The following is a 12,479-nucleotide window of genomic DNA, read 5'->3' on the forward strand; positions in this document are numbered from 1 at the left end:
CGCAAACGGGATGCACAAATTTACCCTACTCTTATTATTTCTTACCAGCATTTTTATGGATGCGCAGGTAATCTACGAGCCATTTCATTCGTCAAAATTAGGAGAAACCAGAGAAATTAAGATTCAGTTGCCGCGAAACTACAATCCTGAGGATAAGACGGAGTACCCGTTGGTGATCGTTTTGGATGGCGATTATTTATTTGAACCTTTTGCAGGAAATATTGATTACCAATCCTATTGGGGTGAAATGCCAAAATGTGTGGTGGTTGGTATCAACCAAAGTAAAAGTCGTGAAAAAGACCTTTTTTATGATAAGGAAATTTATTTTCCGGCCCATGAAGGCGCCTCTTTTTTTGAATTTATTGGGATGGAGTTGATTCCTTATATTGAAAGTAAATATAATGTCTCAAAATTCCGAATTGTGGCCGGACATGATTTGAGTGCCAATTTTATCAATTATTACTTATTTAAGGACAACCCAATTTTTAGGGCATTCATTTTATTCAGTCCAGACTTGGCTCCAGAAATGACCTTGAGAGTTCAGGAGCGACTATCCACGCTAACCACAGATACTTTTTATTATTTAGCCACTGCTGATAATGACATCTCTAGTTTAAAAGCGCCTATTGTTAGTCACAATAGTCAATTGGGTGCTTTGAGCAATCCGAAATTACATTACCGGTTTGACGATTTTAAGGATGCAGACCACTATTCGTTGGTAGGTTTGGGAATTCCGAAAGCGCTAAATGACATATTTTCCTTGTATAAACCCATCAATAAACAAGAATACACAGATAAGGTGTTGACCTATGAGGAAGGTCCTTATAAATATCTTGAGAAAAAATATGATGATATTAAGTTCTTCTACGGATTTGAGAAAAAAGTGGTTGAAAATGATATGAAGGCCGTAGCGGCTGCTGCAGAAAAGAAAGACGATTTGGAGTCTTTTAAAAGTTTATCCAAACTGGCAAGGAAGGAATTTCCTGAATCTATGATCAGTGCCTATTATATGGGCTTATATTATGAAAAGGATAATAACCTTAAAAAAGCTTTGCAATATTACCAATCTGGTCTACTATTAACCGCTTCTGATTATATCAGTAAAGATGATCTGTTGGATAAGATATATGCTATAAAAGAGCAAAAATAAATATATTACGCATTTCATCGAATATTTTATACAGATCAACCGAATTTGTATATATTTACCATCCCAAACCCTAAACCTACTACGATGAAAAAAGCCCTACTTTTTCTCTTCATCTTGCTGTGTACTGTTTCCATAGAAGCACAAACGATTTATGAAACTTTCCAATCCAGAAGGTTAAACGCGACCAGAGAACTAAAGATCCAACTTCCTAAGAATTACGATCCGGATTCTGATTTGAAATATCCCGTTATTGTTGTTTTTGATGGCGATTATCTTTTTGAGCCAGTGGTTGGGCAAGTGGCTTTTCAAACGTACTTTGATAAAATGCCTGAATCAATTGTGGTTGGTTTAGTGCAATCAAATGATCGGTTTTATGACAGCTACCATGATGAGGTTACAGGCTTGCCTATTGAATTTGGAGCACGTTTTTATGAATTCATCAGCACGGAATTGATCCCTTATATTGATCAAAAATATAAAACCAGTAAATTCAAAGTAGCGGTTGGGCACGATTTAATGGGGAATTTTATGAATGCCTTCTTATTAAAGGACTCTCCAATATTCAAAGCCTATGTCAACTTAAGCCCCGATTTTAAAGGGCATATGGATGACAACGTCAGTAATAGATTGAAATGGTTGAAAGAAGATGTCTTTTATTACATGGTGACCAGTGATAATGACATTGCGCCACTTCGGGCAGGTATTCTTGAAGCCAACCAAAAATTGGAACAGGTGGATAATAGGGCCTTAAAGTACTATTTTGATGATTTTACTGGAGATTCTCATTATACTTTGGTGACAGGCGCTTTATCGCAAGCTTTGGATAAAATATTTGAACTCTATAAGCCAATTAGCGATCGGGAGTTTAAGGAAGATATCCTAACCTATGAGGGTACCCTAGATACTTATATCAGCAAGCGTTACAAAAAGATTGAAGATCTATTTGGGATCCATAAACCGATTTCTGAAGGCGAATTTGAAAAAATCATCATGGCAGCAGAGCAACGTAATGATGTAGCATCTTTAGAGAAGATTGGGAAATTAGCCAATAAACAAGATCCAACAACCTCTTATGGCACTTACTATATGGCGCTCCATGCGGAGCGTATAGGAAAAACCAAACGCGCTAAAAAGTTGTATGAGTCTGCTTTAAATTTAGAATCTACCCATATTGACAAAGATTTGATCCTCTTAAAAGTAGAAAGTCTCACCGTGGCTACAGATGATAATGAAAGTGATATTGACGATTAATTAAATTTCATAATTAGAATAATAATTGTCCGATTTTTAAAAAAAACTGGAAGATAGACATCTTTTAAATTAGGGGATGTATGGAATTTTAAAATTAATACCGTCCTATTTTGAAACTTTTTATAGTAGGTGTCTGGGCAATTTAAATTGAAACAACCACTGCTTGTCAGCTTTTTACAATTAATTCTATCCTTCTTGATCTATAAGTGGAGCGGTTTTGATCCTTTGTTGGTTAACAACGATTAAGAATTAATAGCGCAAATAGTTTTACTTTAGCTTAAACTTTTAAGGATGGCTAAATTAAAAACAACCTTTTTTTGTCAAAACTGTGGCAGTCAGTATTCTAAATGGCAAGGACAGTGTACGGCTTGTAAAGAATGGAATACCATTGTTGAAGAAGTACTTCAGAAAGAGGAAAAATCCAATTGGAAAACTCCAACTTCAACCCCAAAACGGGCTTCAAAACCTTTAAGGATCAATGAAATTGATGTCTCTCAGGAAGCTCGAATGCATACCGAAGATGAAGAATTCAACCGTGTTCTGGGCGGCGGTATTGTTCCGGGATCTTTGATTTTGTTGGGTGGAGAACCCGGTATTGGTAAGAGTACGCTCTTACTTCAAATCTCACTCAAATTGCCCTATAAAACACTCTACGTCTCAGGAGAGGAAAGTCAGCAGCAAATTAAGATGCGAGCCGATAGGATCAATCCCAATAGTGCGAATTGCTATATTTTAACCGAGACGAAAACGCAGAATATCTTTAAGCAGATTGAAGCTTTGGAACCTGATATTGTGGTAATCGATTCTATTCAAACCTTGCATAGTGATTATATTGAATCGTCTTCGGGAAGTATTTCCCAAATTAAGGAATGCACTACGGAACTTATCAAATTTGCAAAGGAAACGGCTACTCCCGTGATTTTAATTGGACATATCACAAAAGACGGGAATATTGCCGGACCCAAAATTTTGGAACATATGGTGGATACCGTCTTGCAGTTTGAAGGCGATAGGAATCATGTTTTTAGAATTTTGAGAGCGCATAAAAACCGCTTCGGATCTACTAATGAACTCGGGATATATGAAATGCAAGGCTCTGGTCTGCGTGAAGTTTCCAATCCCTCAGAGATCTTAATTTCAAAAAAGGACGAGGAACTTTCGGGCAACGCCGTAGCTTCCACATTGGAAGGGATGCGGCCGTTGATGATTGAGGTGCAAGCGTTGGTGAGCACTGCAGTTTACGGCACCCCACAACGATCGGCGACCGGGTTTAATGCCAAACGTTTAAATATGCTTTTGGCGGTTTTGGAAAAACGTGCCGGATTTAGATTAGGCGCTAAAGACGTTTTCCTAAATATCACTGGAGGCATCTCAGTAGATGATCCCGCCATTGATTTGGCGGTCGTTGCAGCGGTTTTATCTTCAAATGAAGATGTTGCCATTCCTAAAGATTATTGCTTTTCAGCGGAGGTTGGCTTATCAGGAGAAATCAGGCCTGTACAACGGGTTGAACAACGAATTTTAGAGGCTGAAAAATTAGGGTTTTCAACCATTTTCGTATCCAAATACAATAAAATAGCGCTTAAAAACACAGGCATCAAAATTCAGTTGATTTCTAAAATTGAGGATTTGGTGAGTTTTCTGGTGTAGCGCTCACGTTGTTACAATAAGGGAATTAAATAAAAACATATAGTAATAAACAACCATTGCAATGAGAAAAGCCGTTCAAATCGTAATTATTTTAGTCTTGTTCGCATCCTGCGGACCCAAACCAAGTAAATCTATTGCTCATGTCACGAAAGAGATAGATACCTATATTTTAAAAGTTGATGCTAAAACCAATCTCAAAGAAGAGCGGACTGAAGGCGCTTTAACAGATGCTGAAGGGTTTAAAGATATCGGAAAGTTTAAATACACCGTATATTTTGATGAGAAAACCAATGAACTGTATAAAATTAGAAATATTGAAATGACGGATAAAACCATTTCGGAAACTTATTATTTTAAGGATGATGATTTGGTGCGCATCGATACCGATATTAAAGGGGTTTCCGGTCAAATGTATGTTCAAAAGTATAAATTTATTTCTGAACATAAGACGGATGCCAAAACACAAAAATTATTGTTGGAAAAGGCAAGGCGCTTTCAGAAAAATTTTAATAAAGAGCATGAGTAAACCGGATTTTTTGTTGGATTTGTCCAATGCACAATTAGGTTTTGAAGATGTTTTTCATCCACAAATTCTCGAGTCCTCATTTTAGTTAATTTTGGTCTTCTAATTTATCAAAAATCATTAATTTCGCACTTCGATAAGAATTAAGGAAATAATGAGCAGTAAATTCACTGAATATAAAGGACTTGACTTGCCAAAAGTTGCACAGGAAATCGGCAATTATTGGAAAGAAAATGACATTTTTGATAAAAGCGTTACCACGAGAGAAGGCCACCCACCATTTGTGTTTTTTGAGGGGCCACCTTCTGCAAACGGATTGCCGGGGGTGCATCACGTATTGGCACGTGCCATAAAGGATATTTTTCCACGTTATAAAACTATGAAAGGGTTTCAGGTAAAGCGTAAAGCAGGTTGGGATACCCATGGTTTACCTATTGAACTTGGTGTAGAAAAGGAGCTTGGGATTACTAAGGAAGATATCGGAAAAACCATTTCTGTGGAGGATTATAACGCTGCCTGTCGTAAAGCAGTCATGCGTTATACAGATGTTTGGAATGATCTTACGGAGAAAATGGGCTATTGGGTAGATATGGACAATCCATACATTACCTATGAGCCAAAATATATGGAAAGCGTTTGGTGGTTGCTAAAGCAAATCTATGACAAGCAACTTATTTACAAAGGTTACACCATTCAGCCGTATTCCCCTAAAGCAGGAACTGGTTTAAGTTCTCATGAGCTCAATCAGCCGGGTACGTATCAGGATGTGACAGATACAACTGCGGTGGCACAGTTTAAGGCCAATGCAGATTCGCTTCCAGATTTCTTACAAAATGAAGGTGATATTTACTTTTTAGCATGGACGACCACACCATGGACGTTGCCGAGTAATACGGCCTTGACGGTGGGGCCAAAAATTGATTATGTATTGGTGGAAACTTATAACCAATACACTTTTGAGCCGCTTAATGTTATTCTTGCAAAACCTTTGGTCAACAATCAATTTGATGGCAAGTTCAAAAGGGTTGAGGCTAAGTCAGAATTATTGGAATATAAATCTGGCGATAACCTGTCTGCCGGCAAGGCAGGAAAGATTCCGTATTTCATCGTTAAAGAATTTAAAGGAAAAGATTTAGTGGGCATTACCTACGAACAATTATTGCCCTATGCCCTTCCAAACGATCATCCTGAAAATGCATTTAGAGTTATTTCAGGTGATTTTGTGACAACAGTGGATGGTACCGGAATTGTCCATACAGCGCCAACGTTTGGTGCGGATGATGCCTTGGTGGCCAAACAAGCAGTTCCTGAAATCCCGCCAATGTTGGTGAAGGATGAGCATGGTAACTTGGTGCCGCTTGTGGATTTACAAGGCCGATTTAGAAAAGAGGTAAAGGATGAGCTTTACGGTTTTGCTGGAGAGTATGTCAAATCAGAATATCTTGACGATGTCGAATTGGTTTCTGAATACGAAAAGCAGAAAGAGCGTTTGACATCTGTAATTTCTAATCTTAAAGAGTATTTGAGTGTTGATGAACGTTTGGCGCTCAAATTAAAAAATGAAAACAAGGCCTTTAAGGTCGAAAAATATAAACACAGTTACCCAAATTGCTGGCGTACGGACAAACCAATTCTGTATTATCCATTAGATTCTTGGTTCATAAAAGTTACGGATGTCAAGGACAGAATGTTTGAACTGAATGAAACCATCAATTGGAAACCAAAATCTACCGGAACAGGTCGTTTTGGGAATTGGTTGGCCAATGCTAACGATTGGAATTTATCACGTTCACGTTATTGGGGTATTCCATTGCCAATTTGGAGATCCGAAGATGGCAAGGAGGAAATCTGCATAGGATCTGTTGAAGAGTTGAAAACTGAGATGCAAAAGGCTGTACAAGCGGGTGTTTTGGCGAAGGATATTTTTGAAGACTTCGAAGTTGGCAACCAATCCGAAGAGAATTACGCCAAAATTGATCTGCACAAAAATATTGTTGATGAGATTGTGTTGGTATCGCCTACAGGTCAACCCATGATGCGTGAGGCAGATTTGATTGATGTGTGGTTTGATTCTGGTTCTATGCCTTATGCACAATGGCATTATCCGTTTGAGAATACCAATCTCATAGATAAGAAACAGGCTTTTCCTGCCGATTTCATCGCCGAAGGTGTTGACCAGACCCGTGGATGGTTTTACACGTTGCACGCTATTGCGACCATGGTCTTTGATTCGGTAGCGTATAAAAATGTGGTTTCTAACGGCTTAGTATTGGACAAGAACGGACAAAAAATGTCTAAACGTTTAGGAAATGCCGTTGATCCATTTACAACATTAGATGTTTATGGCGCAGATGCCACACGTTGGTATATGATTGCGAACGCCAATCCGTGGGATAACTTAAAATTTGATTTAGAGGGTATTGAAGAAGTGAAACGAAAATTCTTCGGTACCTTATATAATACCTATTCCTTCTTTACATTATACACCAATTTAGATAATTTTAAGTATTCTGAAGCAGAAATGCCTTTGGAAAATCGTCCGGAGATTGACCGATGGATCTTATCAGAATTGCATACTTTGATTCAAAAAGTGGATGATTATTATGCCGATTACGAGCCTACGAGGGCCGCGCGTGCTATTTCTGATTTTACACAGGACCATTTAAGTAATTGGTATGTGCGATTAAGCAGAAGGCGTTTTTGGAAAGGCGATTATCAGCAAGATAAAATCTCCGCCTATCAAACCCTGTACACTTGTATGTTGACCATTGCGAAATTGGGAGCGCCAATTGCACCGTTTTACATGGACCGATTGTATCTCGATTTAAATGCAGTAACTAAAAAGGAAAATTTTGAAAGTGTGCATTTGTCTGATTTTCCTGTGTATGATGAGGCTTATGTTGATAAGGAGTTAGAACGTAAAATGGAAGCAGCACAAAGCATCTCTTCCTTAGTATTATCGCTAAGAGCTAAAGAAAAAATTAAGGTGCGCCAACCTCTTCAAAAAATAATGATTCCAATTTCGTCTGAAACTCAGAAAAACGAGATTTTAGCTGTGGCCGATTTAATAAAGTCTGAGGTAAATGTTAAGGAAATAGAAGTGATGGAAGATGCTTCTGATATTTTAATAAAACAGATAAAACCCAACTTTAAGGTGCTCGGACCGCGTTTTGGTCAAGATATGAAAGCTGTAGCCCAAGTAATTGGAGGCTTAATCGCTACCGATATTAATGCAATAGAACAAAACGGCACATTAGACGTGGAAGTTAATGGAAAAAGTATTACTTTGGAACTCTCAGATGTAGAGATTACCTCACAAGACATTGAGGGTTGGCTCGTGGCAAGTTCCGGAGCATTAACGGTTGCTTTAGATGTCACCATTACTGAAGAATTAAAAAAGGAAGGTATAGCAAGAGAATTGGTAAACCGCATCCAAAATTTAAGAAAGGATTCGGGTTATGAGCTTACTGATCGCATTGAAGTACACTTTCAAAGGGATGAACATATTATTAACGCAATAAACAAAAACCTAGATTACATAAAAACCGAAACCTTAACCGAAAAGTTGGAAATTTTGGAACACTTAAATGAAGGTATAGAAGTAGCTTTTGATGATGTAAATACCAAATTGTTTATTAAAAAATTTTAAAATTATGGCTGAAGATACAAACATTAGATATTCTGATAAAGACTTAGCAGAATTCAAGGAATTGATTCAAGATAAAATACAAAAAGCAATACGTGATTTAGATCTTATCAAAAGTGCTTATATGAACGACCTTAATAATGGTACAGACGATACGTCTCCTACGTTTAAGGCTTTTGAAGAGGGCAGTGAAACGATGAGTAAGGAAGCAAATTCCCAATTGGCAATCCGTCAAGAAAAATTCATTCGTGACCTCAAGAATGCCTTGATCCGAATTGAAAATAAGACTTACGGCGTATGTAGGGTAACGGGGGAATTAATTGGTAAGGAACGTTTGAAACTTGTCCCTCATGCTACCTTGAGTATTGAAGCTAAAAACATGCAACAGTAACCTTCCCATTAACGGGAAATCGAAGATTGAGCCAAGCGCATCTCTATAACATTGGTTGAGATTGCTATGCAATAATAGAAACACTTCCAGTTGGAAGTGTTTTTTTGTTGAAACCAATGTCTCATAAACCTAAGAATTTCAATAATAATATTATTTTTACACGTTTTGTAGAATTTGAATATCACATTTCAAATTACAAGAATATCAATAAAGACCATCATTAAAAATGTTCCACTTTCGTGGAAACTATTATGTCCCTAAAAAATGCTACCCTTTTAATCATCGTAATTTTATTGATTGACCAAGTCAGTAAATTTTACATAAAAACCCAATTTGCATTACATGACAGAATTGAGGTTTTTGAATGGTTCCAAATTTTATTTGTAGAAAATGACGGGATGGCCTGGGGCACAAAGTTGAGCGATTTTATTACTGGAATATCGGATCGGACTGCAAAATTGGCCTTAACAATTTTTCGTATTGTCGCAGTGATGGGCATTGGATATTGGTTAGTAAGTTCAGTAAAGAAAAATGGACCTAAAATTCTTATAGTGGCTATTGCCTTGATCTTTTCGGGAGCCTTGGGTAACATTATTGATTCCGTATTTTATGGTGTTGTCTTTAGTGATAGCCATAGCCAGGTGGCTACCTTTTTACCAGAAGTAGGTTATGATACCCTGTTTCATGGAAAGGTTGTAGATATGCTCCATTTTCCAATCTGGCAAGGCGTTTTGCCTAGTTGGATCCCGTTTTTTGGGGGTGATTATTTTACCTTTTTTGAGCCTGTATTTAATGTGGCAGACATGGCCATCAGTACAGGTATTGGTATGTTGATTGTTTTCAATAAAAAGGCATTCCATCAAGATGAAGAAGTTGTTGAAGAAACTGTTTAGGTTGAAAAACTATAAATCTTATTAGGCGTTACACAATAGTTGAGCAACACATCACTTTCATGAACGTCTTCAATTGTGTCTTCCGCTTCAAATAAAGAGAGCCCTATTTTTAAGGTTTCAGGCTTGCATTCTGATAGGAATTTATCATAAAAACCCTTGCCGTAACCCACACGATGCCCGCGTTTATCAAAGGCCAAAAGCGGCACAAAAACCACATCTATTTTTTGTGCATTGATTTCTATACCGTCAACGGGTTCAGGAATATTCCAAGCATTCTTTTTAATAACCGTATTATCCAGTAAAAGGTAGTGGATCATGCTTAAGTTTTTAAAATCAGTTTTTGAAATGACGGTATTTTTGTCCTTCCCCGATAAAATATTGAGAATATAATCTGTGTTGATTTCTTTGTGTTCAGTGATGCTCAGGAAGATATGATAAAACGAATGCTTCCAAATAGGAAGTTGTAACAATTGATTGGAAATGGCCAAGCTTTCATTTTCAATTGTTTCTGACGATAGTTCCTGTCGTTTTTGTTTGTAAAGACGTCTAAGTTCTGTTTTATTCATGGCGACTATTCAGACCGTTTAATTTGAAACCACTTTCGTTATATGAAAGAGCGCATCACCTTGATAAACTAATGAGGCTTCATTCACATTGATGACATAACCTTCCAAAGTCGATTTTACTTCATGGTACACTTTGCCATAAGGGTCCGTAATCTGTCCCAAGACATCATCAACATTGACCTTTGTATTTACAGTTACGGCCGCTTTGAACATTCCTGATTGTTTGGCTCTGATCCATTTGCTTTCCTCTACAAAAACAGTGGCCATTTTTGGTGGCGAAGCTTTGATACGATGATGTAGCATATCATAGTGTGCCAAAATCCGCTTCACACCTTCCACACCAACTTTTGAGATATTATTGTCAACATAAAAAGATTTTCCACCTTCATAAAGCAAAATGGGTTTCCCTAAATGAAAACAGGCATTTCTGAAAGATTTAGCAATATGGTTGGAGTAGAGGGCGAAGGGCGCTCCAAAAATCCGCGCCAATTCATCCAACTCCGGATGATTTTTGACGATTCTTATTTGGGCTGCATTAAATCTGCTAGCGCCACCTGTGTGAAAATCAATTATTAGATCCACATCAGGAATTATTTCATGCATGAGCCTGTGTGCCACCCTGCTTGCCAGAGAACCATTGGACGATCCTGGAAACACCCGGTTTAGGTCACGTCCATCGGGAAATGCCCGTTTGCTATTTAAAAATCCAAAAATGTTCAAAATGGGCATGCATATTATGGTGCCCCGTTTTGGACGGTTAATGCGTCTGGCAATAAGTTGCCTAACAATATCAACACCGTTAATTTCATCCCCATGGATGCCTGCAGAAAATAAAATAGTTGGTCCCGGAATTTTGGACCGTTCAATGATAATGGGAATTTCTATTTTGGTAGCCGTATGGAGTTTTGCAATATTAAAATTGATTTCCCGCGATGCGCCCAATGGAATTTCTTCCCCTAAAATGGTGATCCTATTTTTGTTTTCTTTCAGCATAAATACCCTTAAACGTTTCTTTCGATATATCTTATGATGCTTTTCGCAATGTCTTTTTTTGTGGCTGCTTCAATACCTTCAAGCCCAGGCGAGGAGTTAACCTCTAGAATCAATGGACCTCGTGAAGACTGTAACATATCCACCCCACAAACTCCTAATCCGAGTGCTTTTGCGGCTTTTAATGCGGCGTTTTCTTCTTCGTCAGTAAGCTGAATAATCTCTGCACTACCGCCTCTATGTAAATTAGATCTGAACTCTCCTTCTTTACCTTGGCGTTTCATGGCACCTACAATATTTCCGTCCACGATAAAGGCTCTAATATCTGCACCTTTGGCTTCCTTAATAAATTCTTGTATAATAACTCGGGCTTGCAAGCCATGAAAAGCTTCAATTACAGATTCTGCTGCATTGTTGGTTTCTGCTAAAACAACCCCCAAACCTTGAGTGCCTTCCAATAGTTTAATGACCAATGGTGCACCACCCACAGAGGCAATAACTTCAGCGGCATCTTTAGTATAATTGGAAAATACTGTTTTTGGCATACCTAATCCTGCACGAGATAGCACCTGAAGGCTTCTCAATTTGTCCCTTGATCTTACCAAAGCTTGGGATTCCACTACAGAAAACACTTTCATCATTTCAAATTGTCTAACTACCGCAGTACCATAAAAGGTAACTGATGCTCCAATACGAGGAATGATGGCATCTACATTTTCTAAAATACGGCCTTTATATAAAATGGCCGGATTTTTCTTTTCAATAATAATATCACATTTTAAAGGGTCAATGACTTCACAAGTGTGTTTGCGCTGTTTTGCCGCTTCTACTAGACGTTGCGTAGAATATAAATGAGGGTTTCTGGATAGAATAATAATGTTCATTGAGCTCGTTTTGCTTAGATTTTTAGTGGATAAGATTTAATGTGATAGTGTAAAAGTACTTAATTAAGACTTATTTGATTTGTTGTTATAAGATACGTTTTTATGGGAGACATCCACAATAAATTTTTTAGTTAGGAATTTCCGGCCTATCAAAACGGGAAACTTCATGTCTTCTCGAGTGCTTAAGGTAAGTGAAATGCGATACGTTTTGTCAAATAAAACAATTGTGGTTTTAACTTTATATCGTAATTGTACAATGCCATTGCTACTTTTGACTTTGGCAATGGTATAGTCTTTAAATCGAAATTCCTTTCCGTTGTAATGCGGATGGCCTTTGTCATAAAACAAACACACCAATTCGTCATTGTCAACCATAACCTTATGGCAATGGATGGATGAGGTATAAGCACCAGTGTCTATTTTAATATCAATATCAAATAAATCAAGCGCTGGGAAATCGGCTTTATCAATTCGGCCAATAATTTTCTTAGACATGTGTGTCAATTACAATTGGGTCGCAAGGTAATAAAAAAAC

At 37.7% G+C, this 12,479-nt stretch carries 11 protein-coding genes; 7 read left to right on the forward strand and 4 right to left on the reverse strand.

Annotated features, from left to right (window positions below):
- The first annotated feature begins 10 nt into the window (after window positions 1-10).
- The 7 genes from G525_RS0107580 to G525_RS0107615 all read left to right on the forward strand — a co-directional run bounded on the left by G525_RS0107580 (window position 11) and on the right by G525_RS0107615 (window position 9,504).
- On the forward strand, window positions 11-1,150 hold the full coding sequence (locus G525_RS0107580) for an alpha/beta hydrolase (RefSeq protein WP_027125625.1): 1,140 nt from the start codon (window positions 11-13) through the stop codon (window positions 1,148-1,150).
- 84 nt (window positions 1,151-1,234) lie between these two features.
- On the forward strand, window positions 1,235-2,401 hold the full coding sequence (locus G525_RS20535) for an alpha/beta hydrolase (protein WP_035479290.1): 1,167 nt from the start codon (window positions 1,235-1,237) through the stop codon (window positions 2,399-2,401).
- Window positions 2,402-2,692: 291 nt separating this feature from the next.
- Complete coding sequence (radA, locus tag G525_RS0107590) at window positions 2,693-4,051, forward strand: DNA repair protein RadA (RefSeq protein WP_027125626.1); 1,359 nt, start codon at window positions 2,693-2,695, stop codon at window positions 4,049-4,051.
- A 61-nt stretch (window positions 4,052-4,112) separates the two neighbouring features.
- Window positions 4,113-4,577 carry a hypothetical protein gene (locus G525_RS0107595; protein ID WP_027125627.1) on the forward strand — a complete coding sequence of 155 codons (465 nt, stop codon included), beginning with the start codon at window positions 4,113-4,115 and terminating at the stop codon, window positions 4,575-4,577.
- A gap of 151 nt (window positions 4,578-4,728) precedes the next feature.
- Complete coding sequence (gene ileS / locus G525_RS0107605; protein WP_027125628.1) at window positions 4,729-8,223, forward strand: isoleucine--tRNA ligase; 3,495 nt, start codon at window positions 4,729-4,731, stop codon at window positions 8,221-8,223.
- Window positions 8,224-8,227: 4 nt separating this feature from the next.
- Window positions 8,228-8,611, forward strand: a complete 384-nt coding sequence (locus G525_RS0107610; RefSeq protein ID WP_027125629.1) for a TraR/DksA family transcriptional regulator — start codon at window positions 8,228-8,230, stop codon at window positions 8,609-8,611.
- A 251-nt stretch (window positions 8,612-8,862) separates the two neighbouring features.
- Window positions 8,863-9,504, forward strand: coding sequence for a lipoprotein signal peptidase (locus G525_RS0107615; protein WP_027125630.1), 642 nt, complete (start codon window positions 8,863-8,865; stop codon window positions 9,502-9,504).
- On the opposite strand, the gene G525_RS0107620 is transcribed toward G525_RS0107615, so the two are convergent.
- From G525_RS0107620 to G525_RS0107635, 4 genes are all read right to left on the reverse strand, one after another.
- Window positions 9,501-10,070 carry a 5-formyltetrahydrofolate cyclo-ligase gene (locus G525_RS0107620; protein WP_027125631.1) on the reverse strand — a complete coding sequence of 190 codons (570 nt, stop codon included), beginning with the start codon at window positions 10,068-10,070 and terminating at the stop codon, window positions 9,501-9,503. The genes G525_RS0107615 and G525_RS0107620 overlap by 4 nt on opposite strands.
- A gap of 18 nt (window positions 10,071-10,088) precedes the next feature.
- On the reverse strand, window positions 10,089-11,063 hold the full coding sequence (locus G525_RS0107625) for a succinylglutamate desuccinylase/aspartoacylase family protein (protein ID WP_027125632.1): 975 nt from the start codon (window positions 11,061-11,063) through the stop codon (window positions 10,089-10,091).
- A gap of 8 nt (window positions 11,064-11,071) precedes the next feature.
- A complete protein-coding gene (gene rimK, locus G525_RS0107630) occupies window positions 11,072-11,944 on the reverse strand; it encodes a 30S ribosomal protein S6--L-glutamate ligase (protein ID WP_027125633.1) in 873 nt (290 codons plus the stop codon).
- Between the two features lie 63 nt (window positions 11,945-12,007).
- Window positions 12,008-12,439: an ATP-dependent zinc protease family protein gene (locus tag G525_RS0107635; RefSeq protein WP_027125634.1), complete on the reverse strand. Its 432-nt coding sequence runs from the start codon at window positions 12,437-12,439 to the stop codon at window positions 12,008-12,010.
- Between the last annotated feature and the right edge of the window lie 40 nt (window positions 12,440-12,479).

It is taken from the genome of Gelidibacter mesophilus DSM 14095 (assembly GCF_000423005.1).
Taxonomy (GTDB): domain Bacteria; phylum Bacteroidota; class Bacteroidia; order Flavobacteriales; family Flavobacteriaceae; genus Gelidibacter; species Gelidibacter mesophilus.

What these genes read in the sequence shown, in the direction of transcription:
- G525_RS0107580 (WP_027125625.1), top strand. Translation starts at nt 11, where the DNA reads ATGCACAAATTTACCCTACTCTTATTATTTCTTACCAGCATTTTTATG.
- G525_RS20535 (WP_035479290.1), top strand. Translation starts at nt 1,235, where the DNA reads ATGAAAAAAGCCCTACTTTTTCTCTTCATCTTGCTGTGTACTGTTTCC.
- radA (WP_027125626.1), top strand. Translation starts at nt 2,693, where the DNA reads ATGGCTAAATTAAAAACAACCTTTTTTTGTCAAAACTGTGGCAGTCAG.
- G525_RS0107595 (WP_027125627.1), top strand. Translation starts at nt 4,113, where the DNA reads ATGAGAAAAGCCGTTCAAATCGTAATTATTTTAGTCTTGTTCGCATCC.
- ileS (WP_027125628.1), top strand. Translation starts at nt 4,729, where the DNA reads ATGAGCAGTAAATTCACTGAATATAAAGGACTTGACTTGCCAAAAGTT.
- G525_RS0107610 (WP_027125629.1), top strand. Translation starts at nt 8,228, where the DNA reads ATGGCTGAAGATACAAACATTAGATATTCTGATAAAGACTTAGCAGAA.
- G525_RS0107615 (WP_027125630.1), top strand. Translation starts at nt 8,863, where the DNA reads ATGTCCCTAAAAAATGCTACCCTTTTAATCATCGTAATTTTATTGATT.
- G525_RS0107620 (WP_027125631.1), bottom strand. Translation starts at nt 10,070, where the DNA reads ATGAATAAAACAGAACTTAGACGTCTTTACAAACAAAAACGACAGGAA.
- G525_RS0107625 (WP_027125632.1), bottom strand. Translation starts at nt 11,063, where the DNA reads ATGCTGAAAGAAAACAAAAATAGGATCACCATTTTAGGGGAAGAAATT.
- rimK (WP_027125633.1), bottom strand. Translation starts at nt 11,944, where the DNA reads ATGAACATTATTATTCTATCCAGAAACCCTCATTTATATTCTACGCAA.
- G525_RS0107635 (WP_027125634.1), bottom strand. Translation starts at nt 12,439, where the DNA reads ATGTCTAAGAAAATTATTGGCCGAATTGATAAAGCCGATTTCCCAGCG.